The sequence below is a fragment of the Pontiella desulfatans genome (assembly GCF_900890425.1).
In the GTDB taxonomy this organism is placed as follows: Bacteria; Verrucomicrobiota; Kiritimatiellia; order Kiritimatiellales; family Pontiellaceae; genus Pontiella; species Pontiella desulfatans.
Genome location: NZ_CAAHFG010000002.1, coordinates 1,150,049 through 1,168,904, shown reverse-complemented (window position 1 = coordinate 1,168,904; position 18,856 = coordinate 1,150,049). Strand labels below are relative to the sequence as shown.

Annotated in this window: 10 protein-coding genes; 4 read left to right on the top strand and 6 right to left on the bottom strand. The window is 62.5% G+C overall.

Translation table 11 applies throughout. The features are described from left to right. Positions 1-349 precede the first annotated feature (349 nt). Positions 350-1,264: an IS110 family RNA-guided transposase gene (locus E9954_RS20325; protein WP_136078431.1), complete on the top strand. Its 915-nt coding sequence runs from the start codon at positions 350-352 to the stop codon at positions 1,262-1,264. A gap of 31 nt (positions 1,265-1,295) precedes the next feature. Here the strand turns inward: E9954_RS20325 and cydB are convergent, their stop codons facing one another. The 3 genes from cydB to E9954_RS20310 all read right to left on the bottom strand — a co-directional run bounded on the left by cydB (position 1,296) and on the right by E9954_RS20310 (position 4,569). Further along, complete coding sequence (cydB, locus tag E9954_RS20320) at positions 1,296-2,294, bottom strand: cytochrome d ubiquinol oxidase subunit II (protein WP_136081101.1); 999 nt, start codon at positions 2,292-2,294, stop codon at positions 1,296-1,298. Position 2,295: 1 nt separating this feature from the next. After that, positions 2,296-3,654 carry a cytochrome ubiquinol oxidase subunit I gene (locus E9954_RS20315; protein WP_136081100.1) on the bottom strand — a complete coding sequence of 453 codons (1,359 nt, stop codon included), beginning with the start codon at positions 3,652-3,654 and terminating at the stop codon, positions 2,296-2,298. A 132-nt stretch (positions 3,655-3,786) separates the two neighbouring features. Beyond that, entirely contained in the window at positions 3,787-4,569 is a 783-nt protein-coding gene (locus E9954_RS20310) for an alpha/beta hydrolase family esterase (protein WP_222847255.1), read from the bottom strand. Positions 4,570-4,664: 95 nt separating this feature from the next. Here E9954_RS20310 and E9954_RS20305 point away from each other — a divergent pair, with 95 nt between their 5' ends. Further along, positions 4,665-5,216 (top strand): 5-formyltetrahydrofolate cyclo-ligase, encoded by a 552-nt coding sequence (locus E9954_RS20305; protein ID WP_136081099.1) that lies wholly within the window; start codon positions 4,665-4,667, stop codon positions 5,214-5,216. 44 nt (positions 5,217-5,260) lie between these two features. On the opposite strand, the gene E9954_RS20300 is transcribed toward E9954_RS20305, so the two are convergent. From E9954_RS20300 to E9954_RS20290, 3 genes are read right to left on the bottom strand one after another with little or no spacing between them, the layout of a single operon-like run. After that, positions 5,261-5,698 (bottom strand): GNAT family N-acetyltransferase, encoded by a 438-nt coding sequence (locus E9954_RS20300; protein WP_136081098.1) that lies wholly within the window; start codon positions 5,696-5,698, stop codon positions 5,261-5,263. A gap of 18 nt (positions 5,699-5,716) precedes the next feature. Further along, positions 5,717-6,352, bottom strand: coding sequence for a response regulator transcription factor (locus E9954_RS20295; RefSeq protein WP_168442446.1), 636 nt, complete (start codon positions 6,350-6,352; stop codon positions 5,717-5,719). Continuing rightward, positions 6,349-9,423 (bottom strand): ATP-binding protein, encoded by a 3,075-nt coding sequence (locus E9954_RS20290; protein WP_136081096.1) that lies wholly within the window; start codon positions 9,421-9,423, stop codon positions 6,349-6,351. The genes E9954_RS20295 and E9954_RS20290 overlap by 4 nt, the downstream gene beginning before the upstream one ends. Before the next feature lie 245 nt (positions 9,424-9,668). Here E9954_RS20290 and E9954_RS20285 point away from each other — a divergent pair, with 245 nt between their 5' ends. Together E9954_RS20285 and E9954_RS20280 are read left to right on the top strand one after the other, a co-directional pair. Continuing rightward, complete coding sequence (locus E9954_RS20285) at positions 9,669-18,044, top strand: alpha-amylase family glycosyl hydrolase (RefSeq protein WP_168442445.1); 8,376 nt, start codon at positions 9,669-9,671, stop codon at positions 18,042-18,044. Between the two features lie 162 nt (positions 18,045-18,206). Continuing rightward, positions 18,207-18,803, top strand: a complete 597-nt coding sequence (locus tag E9954_RS20280; protein ID WP_136081094.1) for a PEP-CTERM sorting domain-containing protein — start codon at positions 18,207-18,209, stop codon at positions 18,801-18,803. Positions 18,804-18,856 lie beyond the last annotated feature (53 nt).

The following is an 18,856-nucleotide window of genomic DNA, read 5'->3' as shown; positions in this document are numbered from 1 at the left end:
GGGCGACACCGCTCTTTGCAGACGGAAAGCGGCGTGGCGTTTCACTTCCCGCCGCACTTGTATGTTTCTCCAACCAACTCAAAACAGGTAGGGAAAAAGGATTTTGAGAATGAATTTCTATAACGTCGGAGAAATCCTTTTTCCCGTGAAAGGGGTTGTGCAATCCTCGTAGAGGAGTGCCTCCCCCGGCCGGCCAGCCGGGAGAGGTTCCCGTCCGGTGAGATCGTGCCGCACTGGTTCGCCTTTGGCGAACGTTCTGGAGCCCGGATCCGCCGGATGGTTGCCATATTGAACTCGAACTGTTGCATGAGCCGTACGAGCGAGCTCGCATTAGCAAGTAGGAGCAAATATGAACAAGGAAAAAGTATACTGTGGCGTCGATGTTTCCAAGAAGCATCTGGATGCCTTCAACGGAAAAACAGCGCGTCGCTTCGACAACACCTGCGAGGGTGCCACGGCGCTGATGAACTGGGCGGGCAGCGCCCACTATGTCTTCGAGTCCACGGGCGGCTACGAACGCATGGCCGCCTGGATGGTGATGGCCGCCAGCGGCACCGCGAGCATCGTGAACCCGTCGCGCGTCCGGCACTTCGCGCTGGGCATGGGGCAGATCGCCAAGACCGATCCGATCGACGCGCGGATGATCCGCGACTTCGCGTCGCACACCGACCCCAAGCCCTCCGAGAAGCCTTCGGCGACGCAGCGCAGGCTCACCGCCCTCGTTGATCGAAGGGTGCACCTGAGCGACATGCATACGGCCGAGAAGAACCGCTTGGGAACTGCCGACGAGCCGGAGATGGTCAGACTGATCAAGCAGCATCTCAAGTGGCTTGAAAAGCAGCTCGAGAAAATCGAAGCGAAAATCAAAGATACCCTTGCCGAAGACGCAACCATGACGCAGAAGGCCAAGTGTATCCAGTCCATCAAAGGCCTGGGCATCGTCAATGCGGTGACCCTGCTCGCCCACCTCCCTGAGATCGGCACGCTTTCGCGCAGGGAAATCGCGTCGCTGGCGGGACTCGCCCCCTTCAACCGGGACAGCGGGGGCAAGTCCGGCAGGCGGCATGTCTGTGGCGGGCGCCGAAGGTTGCGTTCCTGCCTGTACATGGCTGCCATGAATGCCAGGACATACAACCCAGTTCTTCGCGAGTTCTACCAGCGTCTGGTAAATGAAAACCACCGCCCAAAAATGGTCGCGCTTACGGCGGTCATGAGAAAGTTGCTCATCGCTGCTAACTCCGCCGTGAAAAATGCTGAAATTTAGGTTGCTGTTAAGCACTGTTGCTCCAGGAGGTTTAATCGTCCTTTACCTTCACCTTGCCCTTGAAGACGTGGTGGATGAACCAGGTGTAGCCCAGCACGATCGGCATGCCGATGAGGGCGATGACGAGCATGGAGATGAGCGTCAACTGCGAGGAGGAGGAATTGAAGACCGTCAGGCTCCATTCCGGATTGTTGGTGCAGGGCACCATGGACGGGAACAGGGCGCCGGCCACGGCCAGCATAACCAGGGCAATGGTGAAGCACGACGACAGGAACGCCGCCTTGGCCGCCCCCTTCTTGTTGAACATGAAGACCGCCGAGTTCGAGACCAGGGCCAGGATCACCAGCACCATCGGGATCGCCTTGATGCCATAGATGCAGTTCTTGATGCCATAGCCAACGGCCAGCATGAAGAGCAGCAGGAAGACATACCACGTCTTGGCCGCCCACTTGCGCGCCTCGGCGGCAATGGCGCCGTCGAGCTTCATGGAAAGGTAGAGTGCGCCATGGAGTGCAAACATGCTGAGCCCGACCAACCCGCAATTCAGGGCGAAGGGATTGAGCAGGGCAAAGAAACCGCCGGTATAGTCGCCGAGCGGACTCAGCTCCAGGCCGCGCAGGATGTTGCCGATCGCCACGCCATACAAAACGGAGGGCAGGATGCTGCCGAACGCGAAGGCGAAGTCCCAGGCCTTTCTCCAGCCGGGGCTATCGACCTTGTTGCGGAATTCGATGGCCACCGCGCGGAAGATGAGGCCGAGCAGCACCAGCATCATCGCCAGGTAGAACCCGCTGAAGACGGACGCATAGACCGGCGGGAACGCGGCGAACAAGGCGCCGCCGCCCGTGAGCAACCAAACTTCGTTGCCGTCCCAGAACGGTTCGATCGACTCGATGAATGCGGAGCGTTCGCCTTTCTTCTTGGCAAACAGATGCCAGAAACCAACGCCGAGATCGAAGCCATCGAGGATGGCGTAGCCAATGACGAGAATGCCGACGAGAAGGAACCAGGTGATTTGCAGTGCTTCCATTTTAGTTCACCTCCGTTTGAAATGTTTCGAGTGCGTCCGGCCCCTTATGGAACTGGCGGCGGAGCAGATAGATCCATAGGCCGAACAAGAGCGAATAGATCAGCGAGAACATAATGATGGATGCGAGGATCTGTCCGGCGGGCACGGAAACCGAAACGGCCTTTTCGGTGCGTAGCATGTTGTAGACCACCCACGGTTGGCGCCCCACCTCGGCGGCAATCCAGCCCACCTCGTTCGCCAGGAACGGGATTGGGACGGTGAGCGCCGCCAGCCTCAGGTAGAGGCGATGGTCGAGCAGTTTTTTGTTGATCCAGAAGATGACCCCGACGAAGGCGATGAAGGCCATCCACATGCCCATGTAGAACATGAGGTGGAACGACCAGAACGAAATGGCCACCGGCGGGCGGTCTTCGGGGGCGAAATCCTTGAGGCCCTGGATTTCGGTATCGAATTTGCCGCCGACCATCAGACTCACCATGCCCGGAACCTGAATGGCAAAATGGTTTTTCTCCCCCTCTTGGTCGGGCAGGCCGAACAGCATGAGCGGCGCATGGGTTTGCGTTTCCCAGATGCCCTCGAAGGCGGCCAGTTTGGCCGGTTGCGTTTCGGCCACCTGGTGGCCGTGCTTGTGGCCGACGATCATCGTGAGCATAATGACGGCGAAGCACGGGACGACCGCCGTGCGCATCGACAAGCGGAAAAACTCGGTGTTGCGATCCTTCAGCACCTGCCAGGCGGACGTGCCGAGAATGAAGAAGACGCCGACGGTCAACGCGCCGGTAATCACGTGGGAATAGCGCGGGAGCGTGGACGGGTTGAACACCGCTTCCCAGAAGTTCGTCAGTACGGCCTTCTGCACTTCGATGCCATTGATGGTTTCCGTAACCAGCTCGAATCCGGCCGGCGTCTGCTGCCAGGAGTTGGCCACCACGATCCAGAAGGCCGACATCGTTGCCCCGGCGGCCACCATCAGGCTGGAGAACCAGTACATTTTCTGCGACACCTTCTTGCGCCCATAGAGCAGGATGCCCAGGAAACTCGATTCCAGGAAGAAGGCGAACACCCCCTCGGCCGCCAGCGGCGCCCCGAAGATGTCGCCCACGAAGCGCGAATAGTTCGCCCAGTTCGTGCCGAACTGGAATTCCATCGTGATGCCGGTCGCGACCCCGATCACAAAGGTGATGGCGAACACCTTGGTCCAGAACTGCGCCAGCTGGCGGAACACCGGATTGTCCCCTTCCTGGTAGCGCGTGTTGTACATGAAGATCATCCAGCCAAGGCCGATCGTCAGCGGCGGGAAGATATAGTGGAACCCGATGGTCAGGGCGAATTGTATACGTGCGAGCAAGACCGCATCCATGGTGTGCAACTCCGTTTTTTGGGTGAAACCAGAAACATGCACACTACTGTACATGAATTAACGCCAAAAGGGATACAGCGACCAAACAGGTAATTCAATGCCAATTTATCGAATAATGGAATCGGTGCGGTTCTACCGTCCAACGCCGTCGGTTTTGAAAAAGCGGACGATCAAGGCGGGTGCGGCGGCCGGGAACGTGTGGGCGCCTGGCGAAATCAGCGTGACCAGCGGTGTGCCGCCTTGGGAGGCATAGCGCGTTCCCGTCAGATCGCCGGACGAATGCCACGGTTGCCCCTCGGCGGAACAGCCGTTGTTTTTCTTTAGAAACGCCATCATGCGTTTCTGCCAGGCATACTTCACCAGCTTGTCGTTCGTGCCGGCCACATGCAGCACCGGTTTGGGCTTCAGCAGTTTCGCCGCCTTTCCCGCCACCGCGGCCGAAGGCGCAACGGCCCGGAGCCGCTCCCCGCGCGCCGCCCAGAGGCAATAGGTGAAACCGCCGCCATTCGAATGGCCCGTACTGAAAACCCGGTTGGTGTCGATCCGGCCTTGGAACGAGGCATAGACCGCGTCGAAAAACTTCAGGTCGCGGTTGGCCGCATCGGACGGATTGGAATTCCAGCCATTCTTTTTTCCCTCGGGATCGGTCAGTTGCCCGGGCGTCGGCAGCCCCTGCATATAGACCACGGCTGCCTCCGGCCAGAGTTCATGGATCCGGAAGCTGCGCGCGCCGTTGCGCATGTTCCCGCCGTGGCCATGGAAAACAAACACCAGCGGCACGGGCGCTTCGCCCCCGGGCATATGCACCAGCGCCTCGCGTTTCACGCCGTCGACCACCCAGCTGCGCAGCTCCGGCTCCGCCGCAAAACAAGCCCCCGCCGCCAACAACAGGACAAGAAATAGAATCCGTTTCATAAGCATCTCCAAATAAGCCAAACGCCGACACCACGGGAATATTGCACCCACAAACCCGATGTGAAAAGATCAGGGCTTGTTCAGGGAGAAAAAAAATGACTAAAGACGAAATGCGCAGTTTCATTGCTTCGCAGAAAACAGGCATGGGAATGCCGATTCTCGAAGCCAACGGTTTTGTGGCCGTTAAACGATTGAAGAGACAAAAAGCCTACCTAAACGCCAAGACGATCGGTGCCTATGCCCCATTGCCGGACGACGTCGACATCGCCCGGATCATGACCGATCCCGAACGCACCTTCTACATTCCGGCATTCGATGAAAAACGCGGCGTCTACCGGCTGGCCCGCATGGGCGAAAACTTCAAGCGCAACCGCTTTGGCGGCGTTGAACCCATCGACCCCGTCTTTGCCGAAGAGGATGAAATCGATCTGATCCTGGTGCCGGGCATTGCCTTTGGCCACTCCGGCGAACGCATCGGGCGCGAGGAGGAGTGCTATGCCGAGCTACTGCCCCTCTACAACGCCTTGCGGGTCGGCATCTGCTTCGACTTCCAGTGCATGCCCGCGATCCCCTTCGATGAGCAGGATCTGCAGATGGACATGATCATCACCGAATCCAAATGCATCGAAATTTCCTACGAGGAATAACCCTTGAAACTAGTGCAACCGAAATGGATGGCTCCATGCGGTGGCTAGATGGTTTTCCCCATTTTCAGGTGGGGAAGGCCCACCTCCAAAAACGTTTCGCCCATCCCGGCGTATCCCAGTTTTTCATAAAACCCGACCGCCGATGCTCGGGCATTCAATACCAGCCGGCGAAAGCCGCGCCCCCTAAGGTTTTCTTCCAGCCCAGCCATGAGTTTTCGCCCAAGCCCGCTCCTCTGATGGGAGGTGGAAACAGCCATCTGACGGATTTTGGCTCCATCCGAACAACACGGAACCGCAACGACACAGGCCAGCAAATCGCCATTGGGCGCGAACAATCCAAAGTGCAATTGGCCCCTCTCATTGCCACGGTCTTCGTTCGAAAGCGAGAGGCCAAGGGGCTTGCGCAGCACGCCTTCGCGCAGGGCAAGTTCAAGCAAGTATTCATCCGACCCGAAAGAAATTTCCCGAAACTCCATCATCATGCGCTCCCCCCCCCCCCGCTAGCCGGCATCGGATGCTTGCTGGACCTTGAGCGCGGCCTCGGTGCGGGAGTGGACATGCAGCTTTTCATAGATGTGCTGGAGGTGGAACTTGATGGTGGCCACCGTAACGCACATGTGTTCGGCAATCTCCTTGTTCGTCATGCCGTGCATCACGTGCCGCAACACTTCGTTCTCGCGCGATGTCAGCTTCTCGACGTCCGACGAGGTCTGGGCCTGCGCCTGGAACTGCCCGATCACCTTCCGGGCAATTTCGGGCGTCATGGGCACATCGCCGTCATGGGCCTCCCGCACGGCCTCGACGATGCGCTCCGGGTTGGCCCGTTTGAGCAGATAGCCACATGCACCGGCCTGCAGGGCCCGGAAAATCCGGTCGGAATCCTCATAGACCGTCACCACCACCACCTGCACATCCGGGAGCTGCTCCTTGATGCTGGCGGTGCATTCGATCCCGGTGCCATCGGGCAACTGGATATCCATCATCACCACATCGGGCCTGGCCTTGGGGATCTGCTTCAAGGCTTCCCCCACGGTACTGCAGGTGCAAACGCATTCCATATCGCCCGAGCGGTTGATGAGGGTTTCGAACCCTTCGCGCAGCGTTCGGTTATCTTCGACGATCCCAACCTTGATCATTCCAGCCCTCCCGGTATCGGTGCCTGAAGGCGAACGGTGGTTCCCTTTTCCGGATCGCTTTCGATGGCGCATTCGCCATGGAGTGCCGCGAGGCGCTCCGTCATGTTGGCCAGCCCATCGGCCCCGTCCTTGCGTTCGCCGGGCATGAAACCCGAGCCGTCGTCGGACACGACAACCACCAGGTCGGTCCCTTGAATCCCAATGCGCAACCAGACTTTGCTGGCACGTGAATGCTGGATGATGTTCGCCAGCGCCTCCTTGAAGGCCAGGAAAACCTCCCGCCTGAACACAGGATCCAGCGAAAGGGACGGAAGCTTTTCGTCAATATCCAATCCACATTTGATCGATGCCAGCTCCAGCACCCGCTGGGCGTAGGCCCCGAAATAGCCGGCCAGGGACGACACCTTGTCGTTGCGCGGATTCACCGCCCACACGATTTCGTCGAGCGAGGTCACCATATGCAACGCGATCGACTTCATCTGGTCGGCGTATTTCCTCCGCTCCTCGGGCGTGTTGTACGGGCTGCCGACTAGCGAGGCCAGCATGTTCACCTCGGTCAGGCGGGCGCCGAGATCATCATGCAGGTCGTGGGCAACCCGGGCGCGCTCCTGCTCGATTTCGCGGTCATGCTCGGCCCGCTGCCGCTCGCGGATCTGGTTGCCCAGCTCCGCGGTTCGCTGTTCAACCGTCCTGCGGAGCGACGTGATCCAAACCGCGGCGGCAACCAATACGGCGGCCAGCAGGCCCACCACGCTCAACAGGCGTTCAAGCGTCCACCAGGGCGGACGTGAAAGGACAACGATGTCGGCCGCGCTGTTGAGCAGCAGCTTGAACGAATCGATCGGCCGTCCCAGCACCCGGTCGCCACCAAGCCCGATGTAGGCGCCGGTCAGCTCCAGCAGACTGCCGGTCGCCAGGTCGCCCAAATCATAATCGCCGTCCAACCCGGCCTCGAACCGCCGCAATCCATTCTGCAGCTCCAGCACATGCCTTCCGGGCTGGGCGCTGATGCCGAGCAACACGCCTTCAACCTTCACGAAGGTTGCATCGTGTTGGTCCCGGACGAGGTGGTCGGCGGGCAACCGGGCAGGCGCCGGCAGCCCCCCGTGTTCCGTTCTGCGGGTAATGGCCTCCCGCAGCACCGGGGCCGTTCCGCCCAATTCCAGGAACCCCGAAACATCCACCATGTCGCCCACCTCGGCATCCAGCCCGTCGATCGGCAGAAACCGGAGGCCGTAGCCCCCGTCCAGCAGGCAGCAGACCTCCTCGCCCTTATGGATGAGCGTTCCCCAAACCCGGATCCGGTGCAAGGCGCCGGCCAGGGGATCGAACTGGAGCAGGTCGCCCACTTTCTTGTAGCTAACGGCGAACGGATCGGCCGGGGCCGGCTCGACCACGCTGACCCAATGCTGGTCGAGAAAGATGCTGCCAACCAGGACTCGCCGCGTAATCGCATCCCAATCGGCGCGCAGGCAGCCGCGCAGCCGCACCGTGGCACCGAGCGCATCGGGCGGCATCGCCGTCCCGGATGGATTGAGCCGGACGTTGATCCGTCCGCCGCGGGTCAGCAAGGCCACCGTGTCGCCGCCCACGGAGGCAACGACCCCCTCCAGCTCCACATAGTTGCAGTGCAGGCTGCCGTTGATCAGTTGATCCCACGAAGGCTCGACCGGCTCCGGCAGGCTTCCGGCGCCGAGCACCTCCACCCGGGAGGCTTCGATGTATGGGGAAAAGCGGTACGGCCCCGTGGTCCCTTCGATTTCGCAATAGTCGCCAACCTGCAAGTGGATGGGGCCGTTCAGCGCCACATAGATGCCGCGCGAAGAATCCTGAAGCACGGCGCCATTGTTTTCCATCGGGCTGGTCACCACGCCCCGGACCTTGACGGGATACATGCGGGACGACTCTTCGATGCTGAGTTGGTAGACCTGTCCGATGGTGGTCAACACGGGCAGATTCTCGTCCCCGTCCCCTGCCTGGGGGCGGGATTGCGGCAGACCGATGTTTTCCAAGCGTTGCAGGTAAAACTCGCCCCACACCCAGTTCCCGGCCAGGTTGCGGATCCGCCGGGCCACCCCGACGGTGCGGATGCGGGCATGCGGCCCGAGCCCGTCGGGCACCGCATGGCCCTCGGCCATCCTGACGCGCACCAGCCCGGCCTTCGTCATCAACTCCATCTCGTATGCATCGGGCGTTCGATGAACCGCAACCACGCTCCCCTCGATTTCCGCCCATTGGAATTCCGGATCGGACGGGGCAGCCCCCTGCATCGCTGCAGGCTGCGGAGCGGGCAGCACCCCGCCGGCCAGCGTGGTCACCTTCAGCGAGGGCGGCCCGATAAACAGGCGGCTACCGTCGTCGGACTTGACATGAAAGGTGTAGTCGCCGGCCTGCGGAATCTGGATATGGCCGCCGAAGCGCACCCCCACATGGCTATCGCGGGTCCGGACCTCCGCATCGAAATTATGCACCACCCCGGTGTGGACGGCCGACATGAAATCGAAGTTGGGCAGCAGACGCCACCAGTGGCCCTCGTAGCAGCGGTATTCCAGCCCGTTAACCTGGTTCGTCGTGCCGGGCTCGTCGCGAAAGAGAACCGCGTCGGGAATGGGCAGCCGGGCCATCCCCGGTCCTTCGTATTCCACTTCCAGCCCCAGTTCGTCCGTCCGGTTGAACCAGAACACCTGAACCGGATGCCGCCCGGCTTCCAGATGGATTTCCCCCGACTGCTCATCCAGGGCATGGAGCCCGTTGTTTTCCACCACGGGAACAGGCGCGAGCATGATGGCATCGCGCGCCCGCGTCGCGGCGCATTCGCCCTCCAGGCGGAACCGGTCGCCCTGCGCCGGCATCGGGCAGGGGAGGTCGAGTTCCAGCAGCAGGGTTGCACCGGCATCGTGGAGGATCAGCCGCCCCCCGGCGGCGCTCGACCACAGCACCGTTGCCTCGAGGTCCACGGCGACGTTGCGGGGCCCGGCCGCGGCGGCCGCGGCCGCCAGTTCCGCCAGGCTTTCCACGGTTCCGATCGCACCCCGGCATGGCCAGACGCAACACACGCACGCCGCCAGCATTACCGCCGCCGACAGTCTCCCCAAATTGTTTGTTAAACGATCGCCATTCACTGCCAAGATCCCCTTTGGTGCATATTCACGAAGAAATGCATGATTGCCTATTTCGATCCCCAACGCAATCCCCTGCTTGCCTCGCCGGCCAAAACTAACCCCTTGGCTAGCTTGGCATCCGAGGGGTTAGGCGTATTATGGGAAACCTGGATGAGCGGCGTGGTTCGCGCCACCCCACAACCCGGGCGGAAAGAATGAAAAAACGAAGTTGCAACCCATTTTGGCTGACCGTGCTGCTGCTGGCGCTGCACCTGCCGCCGGCGGTACGGGCCGAAGAGGTGATCCTGCAATACTTCGGGACAAGCTGGAGCGAAATCACCGGACGGATGCCGGAGCTGGCCGAAGCGGGCTGGTCGGCGCTTTGGCTTCCGCCGCCGTTCAAGGCCGGCAGCCAGTTTTCGGTCGGGTTCGACACCTTCGACCGTTTCGACCTCGGCTCGAAGGACCAGATGGGCGGCGTCGCGACGCGCTACGGCACGGAAGCGGACCTGCTTAAACTCATCGAAACGGCCCACCGCTTCGGCATCCGCGTCTACTTCGACAACATCATGGCCCACAACGGCGGCTCCATTCCGGGCTACGACGAAAACACCTCCATCCACATCCAGCCCGGCTTCGTTCCGGAAGATTTCCACCTCATGACCACGCAGGACGGCTTCTACCGCAAGATGCCCAACTGGCCGGACTTCAACGACGAATGGCAGGTGCTCAACCGGAACCCGTTCGGCCTGGATATTGCCCACGAAACCCCCAACACCAGCTTCGGCGCCTACGAAGGCGCGCAGTTCCCGAAATATTGGGGCGTCCGCCACCCCGACCATCCGGAATACTACCTCGACACCGATCTCCAGATCGGCACCAACGGCGACGGCGATCCGGTCTATACCTTCGCCAACAACGAGCCGTTCGAGGACATCGGCCACGGCCCCTCGAACACCGGCGCCGGCAACGGCCGCTTCGATTGGAACGATGCCAACGGCAACGGGCAGCACGATGCCGGCGAAGCGAGCGAACCGTTCACCGACACCGGGCTCGACCCCAGCCGCCCGGGGTGGCAGGACGCCGCGCACGGACTGGGCGACGGCCTATACAACATGGGCAACCCGGTTCCCGAGGATGTCAACACCATGATGTTCCGCGCCATCCGCTGGTTCATCGACCAAGGCCACGTGGATGGTTTCCGGCTCGATGCGGTCAAGCACGTGCCCAACTATTTCTTCGGCAAGATGGACGCGCCGAAGGATGCCTCGAACTGGGGCTACAACGGCCAGATCCAGGAACAGTTCAACATTACCCACGGCTATTCCGACTGGAGCAACCACCGCGACTCCGTCTACAACACCGGCCAGGGGCGCGACGACGCGATGCTGTTCGGCGAGCACCTCGGCGCACCGCCCGCGAAGGACGGCTATGTCGATTCCGGCATGCGCATTGCCGACAACGACCTCTACAACAGCCTCTCCTACGCCGTGGCCGGCTACGGCAACCTTTCGGGATATGACCAGCCCGGCTACGCCACCTACGGCGTGAACGAAGCCGTGATGTATTCCGGCAGCCACGACTACAACTACATCTCCCCCTACGACCGCCCGTCCGCCCACGCCCTGCTCCTCACCCGCGCCGGGCTGCCGATCGTCTACACCGATGGCTACAACGAGACCCAGTATCCCGATTCGTCGGGGAAATATTTCCCGCAGCACGGCAACAACCCGTTCCTCGGCCAATTCAACGACAACCATCTGCTCAACCTGCTCCAGATCAACCAGCTCTTCGCCCGCGGCGAGCAGAACCCCAAGTGGAGCGACGACAGCTATGTGGCCTACGAGCGCCGCGACTGGCGCGAAACCGGAAACGAGGGCAACGCGGTCGTCCTGGCCTTCATGATGGCGCGCAACGGCGCCGGCGGACAGGCCAGGAGCTGGGGCACCAGTTTCCCGGAAGGCGCGCGCCTCTACAACTATTCCAAGCACGGCGGCGGGTTCTACGTGAACGTGTCCGACGGCCAGATCACGGACGACGGCGGCTACAACCCCGTTGTTCCCGCCGGCGGTTTCTTCGCGTTTTCCTGGCGCGTCCCGGAAATGCCGGCCGCCTGGGACGACGGCCCGTTCGGCGAAGTCCGGCCGCTGGAAATCCTTCAGGACGGGCAGCCGGCCGGCACGATGCCGCACGTCCGCACCGACGGCTATTCGGGCGATCCCAACTTCAACCCCTACGGCGTCCCCGGCGACACCCCGGACGACTATCAATACGAACTCCCCATCCCCCGCATCACCAGCGGCTCCAACCTCACCTTCATCGCCCGCGCCGACGGCTCGGCGGAAAACATCCTGGTCAAGCTCGATGGCGGCATCGACGTCAACGCCCACCTCGGCATCGGGCCGCAAAGCGGCGAGCTGCGCGACAACCCGCCCGCGCTGAGCCACGACCTGTTCCTCGGCTACGAACAGATGCAGTTCGCCCACCGCATCGCCGAAAAGTTCGCCGCCGTCGACACCGCGCGCAACGTGATCGGCTCCCCGGGCGCGGAAACCTACGAGGCAACCATTGGCTCGACCGGCTTCACCGTCAACCACGGCGGCGGCCCGAACACCGCCAGCGGCACCGCCGCATGGGCCTACCACGATCCGCAAGCCAGCAACGGTTCGGCCTCCCTCCAGTTTTCCCCGGCCCCGGAAAACGCGGCCAACTCAAACATCACGGTCTGGGTGAAGGTGGGCTACACCGGGCAGGTGCAACGCGCCTGGCTCTACTACACGGCCGATGGCGGCAGCTACCCGGAAGGAAGCGGCGGGGCTGGCAAGGGCACCACGCAGGTTGCCGGGCTCTCCTTCGCCCACACCGGCGCGCCGGATCCGGGCGGTACGCCGGAATGGTGGAAGGGCACCCTCCCAGCCCAGGCGCCGGGCACCGTCGTGCGCTACAAGATCGGCGTGGCCCGCCCCGATGCCTCCAGCATCTTCCCCTACGGCGCCAACGACATTGAGCTGAAGAAGCCGATGGAAACGATGTTCACCATCACCAACTTCAATGCCGAAACCGCAACCTTCCGCCCCCACAACAACTTCGGCACGCAACAGGCCGGCCTCGCGGAGGGCTACCATGTGCTCCGGACCAAGGCCTGCCTGAACCGCGGCGGCGCGGCCCCCCTCTTCAACCTGAACGTCCAGACCTTCTACTACGACACCCAGCGACCGGAAGGGGAAATCGTCTATCCGGCCAACGACGGCGACACCCTGCACGGCTCATCGTATGGCTTCGTGGTCCGGAGCGACGACAGCGTCGTGGAGGTCTTCTACCGCATCTTGGATAGCGATGCCGGAAACGACGACAGCGCAACGGGCGCGGAGCAGGGCAACGGCGCCTGGGCGCCCGCCCTCGCGGTGGAGCCCGGCCCCGGCGTCGGTTCCGGCCACCCGCTGGAATGGCGCTTCGACTACGTCAACATTCCCGCCAGCGGCAGTGCCACGATCGAAGTGCGCCTGAAGGAGGCCTCGTCCTCCACCAACCATGCATTGGCCGATGCGGTCGGCCATTTCACCACGCTCGCGCGCACCGTCAACACCAGCGGGCCGGACGTCCGCTTCTTCACCGCCTATCCGCAGGGCGATGGCGAGCGGATCGGCCCCGGCTATGTTGCCAAGATCCATTTTTCCAAGTCGCTCGCCGACGGCCTCACGACCGGGGAGCTGCTGGATGCGCTCACCCTGTGCGTCGACAGCAACCTGCAGCCGCGCTTGTCCTATCAAATCAACTACGACGTGACCGCGGACTACCACGCGCTGGCCTTCACGATGGAAAACTATTTCAACGACCTGCCCAACTATCCGCACACGCTGGCCGCGCAGTACGACCGGGACGGCTACCCGGCCCTGTCCGCCAAGCGGACGTTCCTTTCGTGGCCGGTGGTTGAACCCTACGTCAACATCGTTGCCCCGCCGATCGCCGATGCGCAGGGCGACCCCTTCCACATTGTCCTGCCGGACGTCGCGGCACCGGTGGCCACCCAGCGCCAATACGCGGTCTATCTCGAAACCGAAACGAATGCCCTGCACGTCGGCGTCTCCTTTGCCCAGGGAACCGGCAGCATGGCCGGCGACCCCGGCAACCCGGTGGCCACCAATGGCTATCTGGGCTGGCATTTCACCTGGAACTTCCCGCTGACCAACGACGCCGCGCAGATCGAAGGCACCTTCCGCCTGCTCGCCAGCGTCGATACCGACGGCAACACCAACACCGTGGAGGCCTCGGCCCTGCGGGAAGCGCGGGTCATCCTCCGCGAAACCGCGGCCGCGAACGCCGCCGACCCCGATGACGACGACGACGGCATTTCCGATTTCGACGAACAGACGCCCAAGCCCCTGCCCTCCACCCCCGTTACGGAATGGATCAATTCCGACGTGCACGCCTGGACGATCTACGGCCTCACGGAACCCTCGAGTCCGGACAGCGACGGCGACGGGTTGCCGGACGGCCTGGAAGCGGGCTGGCGGCTTCCGGCCGACACCAACGCAACGCACGCAACAACCGATACGGACGGCGACGGCTTCCCCAACTTCATCAGCGACCTCGACCCGCCCTTCTACAACACCTACGACAACTACAACCTCGTGCCCGGCGTTTCCGCATACAGCGAAGGAACCAAAACCGACCTCAAGGCCGGAACAACGACCGATCCCAACAATCCCGACACCGACTTCGACGGCCTGCCCGACGGACTCGAGGATGCCAACCGCAACGGCTGGGTCGACGGCGACGGCGAATCCATCCCGCCGGACTGGACCCCCTGGCTCGCCCGCAATTGGCCGGATGGCTCGCTCGACGGCTCCGACACCTGGCTCGAAACCGACCCCAACAACGCCGACACCGACCAGGACGGCTTGAGCGACGGACACGGCGAAGATGTGAACGCCAACGGCACCATCGACGGCGACACCGACGGCGACCGCGCATACGACGCCGGCGAGGCGTGGGCGGAGACCGACCCATTGAATCCCGACACCGACGACGACGGACTGCCCGACGGCTGGGAAGCTTCCTATGGCCTCAACCCGCTGGACGACGGAACCGACAACCTGGGCACCGCCGCCGCTTCGGATGGCGATGCCCAAAACGGCCCGGCCGGCGACCTCGATGGCGACGGCTCCAGCAACCTGGCGGAGTTGATCAACGGAACGAATCCCCGCGTATCCGATTCCGGCGGCCCGCCGCCAACCCCCTCCATCGTGATCGGCCCCCAGGCCGAGGTGGTGGTGGGTGCGGTCGCGAATGCGCGGGAGTTCACCGACTGGAAAGACGAAGACCTCATCGCGCTCGACCCCTACGACGAACTCGAATCCGCCAGCGGCGGCGATGTCTACTACCGCCCGTGGGCCAGCGACGGGCTTGAATCCTCCCGCGACCTGCTCGCCGTCTATGCGCAGGACGGCGGCGCGGTCGGCAACGGCGGCGACGGCAACCTCTATTTCCGCATCGACCTCTTCGACCTCGCCGCCTTCGCCGAGGATAGCGGGCTGGACTTCTATGTCGTCATCGACACCGGCAACACCGCCGTTGGCGAGCGCAAGCTCGTGGACAACGTCGATGTGCTCACCGACATGCGCTGGGAAGCGGTTGTGGCCGTCTACGACGCCGACCATGGCACGGTCTATGTCAACGCGCCCGGCAGCGACGATACCGACACGCTGGCGGACTCCATCGTCTATGGCCCGGCGGATGTGGACGTGCGGACGCAGGCCCATGCCGCCGGCTTCAAGGAAGCCTACTTCGACTCGGCACTCGATTCCGTCGAATGTTCCATCCACCGCCAAGCCCTGCTCGATGCGGGATGGAACGGTAGCTTCGCCCAGCTCAACTTCCAGGTCTTCACCACCCGCGACGGCACCGACGGCGGCGCGGGCGAGCTGGACGGCCCCGACATCCAGGACTCCATCCGCACGGATTGGATTGCGGAGGACTACGCCGGAATCAACACGGGGGATGTGGACAGCGAGCGCTACAACGCGCGGGTCGCGCTCGAATCGCTCACGGAATGGGTTGGCATCAATGCCGACAACAACCGCGGCCAGCAGATCAAGGTGATCCCGCTGATCCACGGCAACCGGCATATCCAGCCAGGCAGCGTGATCCAGGAGATGATCAACGATGGCGAAGGCGGGGGGTTCTACCGCCCGCTCGACACGCACGAGGCGTTCGCCGCGCCGCTCTCGCTGCATGTCACCCCGACGCTGGCCTCGGCCATCGAATGGGCGCGGGCCGGCGACACCGCGCCGCCGTGGCGCGACGGCCCGGCGCTGAACGCCCGGATCAAGGAGTTGGTTGCCGCCGACGTGGTCGATCTCATGGCGAGCACCTTCTCCGACCACCTGCTGCCCTATTTCACGCCGGACTTCAATGCCGACAACGTCGATCTGGCCACGGAGTTCCTCGAAACCCTCTATGGAACCGTCTCCGAACGCGTCTTCTGGACGCCGGAGCGCGTGCTCGACGACGACGTCCTCGCGAAGATCCAGGCGCTGGGCTTCGACCACACCTTCATCGACCAATCGCAGCACCTCTACCGCTGGTTCGGCATCGATGAAGTCACCGGCGACCATGCGCACCGGATCAACATGGTGAATGGCATCCACTGCATCCCCATCTCGAACCGGCAACACGACTTCCGCTTCCAAACGCACGACAGCGGCCCCGCGCTGGAACTGCGCGAAGTGCTCAACCGCCGCGCCCGCTCCGGCACCTGGAACGGCCAGCACCCCCAGGTGATGACGCTCCAAATGGACTGGAGCGAGTTCGGCGATGCCTCCAAGGCGGACGGCTACGACACCGTCATGGCCTGGATGGCCAACAAGGGCTGGATCAACATCGTCAGCGCCGACCAGATTGCCTCGGGCGAGATCGATGTTTCCACGCCGCCGGACGGCACCGGCGATGTGTGGAACACGGTTGATCGCGGCACGGGACTGCCACTCGAAAAGACCGGCCACGACTGGATCCAGCATGCGGCGCAGGGCAACTATGACAACTGGTATGTCGGCTCCGCCTTCAACCAGGGCCTGGAGCACCACCTGTTCGAAACCCTGCCGGGCGTCCCGGTGCCCGATGAGTACGGCATGCTGTACTCCGGCGGCATCGTCAGCAGCAGCTGGGCGCAGGTTTCCGCGCTCGCCACCCCGGACGGCGCGCTCGGCCAGCTCGCCCGGGCCACGCTGCACGCCTCGGTGTTCGAAACGGCGTTCCACGCGCAAACCCACGCCCCGGTCGACCTGACCAAGTTTTCCACCGGCGAATTTGTCTATCCCGACACGACCTACGACGAAATGGAAGGCTTTGCCCGCTTCGCCCAATCGCAAACCCGGATGGCCGCCATCTATGGCCGCGTCGCGCAGTGGGCGGCCGCGCCGCCCCCGAACGCGGTGGCTGCGGCCGAGGATATCGACCTCGACGGCCTTGCCGAATACCTGCTCTACAACGCCGGCGTGTTCGCCGTGCTCGAAAGCACGGGCGGCCGAATGACGGCGGCGTGGGCGCGCAACCCGGACAGCGGCGATATTTTCCAGATGGTCGGCAACCTGGCCAGCTATTCCGGTTCGGAGACGGAGCACGAGGGCAACGTCAACCTGGATGGCGCCGGCGGAATTGTTGCCTACCGCACCTCCTGCCTCAAGGATTGGTTTGCCGACGACGGGGCGGGCGGCACCAGCGGGTATGTCAACGAAACCTACGGCGCCACCAACGCGCCCTCGGGCACCGGCTGGCGGTTCGCCACCGCGGACGGGAAGATCGTCAAGACCATCACGCTCGGTGGCTCCGACGTGGCGTTCGACGTCGCCTATGCCATCGGCGGCGGCTTGAACACGCTGTATGTGCGCAACGGACTCTCCCCCAACCTGCTCGACCTGCTCAAACGAGGGCAGCGCAACCTGGGCGGCCTGCAGGTCAACGGCGACGCGCTCAGCCTCGCCAACGCGGGCTCAGGCCATCCGGTCGCCGCCGCGCTGACGCTGGGAGCGAATGCCGCCTACAATCCGGGCGCGACCGACGACGGAAACGGCAACTTCCACACCGTGAACATGCGCAACCAGGCGCAGACGCACCAGGTCGAGCTCTATGGCTCCGGCAACTTTGCCTTCTCGCTCGGCCTCGGCCTCGGCGGCGTCGATTCCGACGGCGACGGGGTGCCGGACGACTTTGAGCTGCAATACGGCTTCCTCGATCCCGACAGCGGTTCCGACGCGGCCAACGACGAAGACCACGACGGCATCGACAACGGCGGCGAATACATTGCCGGAACGGCTCCCGACAACGGTGCGGAATTCCCCGCCATCGGATCAATCCAGCCCGATCCATCCGGCCTGGAACTCCAATTCCCGACCAAGCCCGGGCGCAAATACACCGTGTGGTACAAGAACAACGCGCTGGCCACCGCACCGTGGAACGTTGCCACACCCACCCCGCTGGACGGCGACGGAGACGTCCGGACCTGGATCGACGACGGCTCCCAGACGGCTCCGCCGCCCGGCGATCCCTCCCTGTCGAACCGCTTCTACCAAATCAAAATTGAATACCCGTAAAAAACGCAACCATGAGGCATCCACATCCACAACAGACCGGTCGATCCGCTCAAAAAACGGGGAATGTTGGCATATACATAATTGACTTTCCCCCAACGGATATGGATACTTTCCGAGTTCTCGTTTTCAATGGGGCGCGTGCAAGTAATAAGGAGATGAAACATGAATAAAAAACTGATATTCGCAGCCAGCTTAAGCATTCTATTCGCCGTGTCGGCATCCGCCAGTACGATTTTCAACGGATACGCCTATCTCTCCGACACATCGCCTAATGTTGACGCAACATGGTACAACTTGAACGGCACCGCACAGTCGCAAAGCTTGAACGGGGCTGACCTCGGCGAGTTCGAGTCGAACCTATGGCTGGGAGGACAGACCGGATTCTGGGCAGAAGGCACTGGCGTGGATTATATTAAAATGTTTTACAGCATTACCGGTGCTGATACCGCCTCCGGCGAAATTTCATATGCGTTTCAGTCCTATTCCGCACCCAACGATCAGCAGGGAACAGACGTTAATGGCGCAAACGTAACCGACCTTTCGGTTGACTTGATCACCGCCCACAGCCTTGGAGTAGGCAGTTACAACCTTGCCGTTTGGGTGGAAGGAAAAGCGAATAATGGAAATTCTGCGTGGGATAGCAATGGTGGCTCCAATTACAACGCCACCTTCGAAGTCATCCCGGAGCCGGCAACGATCGGACTCACCGTGCTGGTGGGCGCGGGCGCCCTGTTCATCCGCCGCGTCTTCATGGTCTAAGCAACCGCACAGAACAGCTTCACGAAGGCCACGACGAGCCGATGGAGGAAACC

What these genes read in the sequence shown, in the direction of transcription:
- E9954_RS20290 (WP_136081096.1), bottom strand. Translation starts at nt 9,423, where the DNA reads ATGCTGGCGGCGTGCGTGTGTTGCGTCTGGCCATGCCGGGGTGCGATC.
- E9954_RS20300 (WP_136081098.1), bottom strand. Translation starts at nt 5,698, where the DNA reads ATGATGATGGAGTTTCGGGAAATTTCTTTCGGGTCGGATGAATACTTG.
- E9954_RS20315 (WP_136081100.1), bottom strand. Translation starts at nt 3,654, where the DNA reads ATGGATGCGGTCTTGCTCGCACGTATACAATTCGCCCTGACCATCGGG.
- E9954_RS20285 (WP_168442445.1), top strand. Translation starts at nt 9,669, where the DNA reads ATGAAAAAACGAAGTTGCAACCCATTTTGGCTGACCGTGCTGCTGCTG.
- cydB (WP_136081101.1), bottom strand. Translation starts at nt 2,294, where the DNA reads ATGGAAGCACTGCAAATCACCTGGTTCCTTCTCGTCGGCATTCTCGTC.
- E9954_RS20325 (WP_136078431.1), top strand. Translation starts at nt 350, where the DNA reads ATGAACAAGGAAAAAGTATACTGTGGCGTCGATGTTTCCAAGAAGCAT.
- E9954_RS20295 (WP_168442446.1), bottom strand. Translation starts at nt 6,352, where the DNA reads ATGATCAAGGTTGGGATCGTCGAAGATAACCGAACGCTGCGCGAAGGG.
- E9954_RS20305 (WP_136081099.1), top strand. Translation starts at nt 4,665, where the DNA reads ATGACTAAAGACGAAATGCGCAGTTTCATTGCTTCGCAGAAAACAGGC.
- E9954_RS20280 (WP_136081094.1), top strand. Translation starts at nt 18,207, where the DNA reads ATGAATAAAAAACTGATATTCGCAGCCAGCTTAAGCATTCTATTCGCC.
- E9954_RS20310 (WP_222847255.1), bottom strand. Translation starts at nt 4,569, where the DNA reads ATGAAACGGATTCTATTTCTTGTCCTGTTGTTGGCGGCGGGGGCTTGT.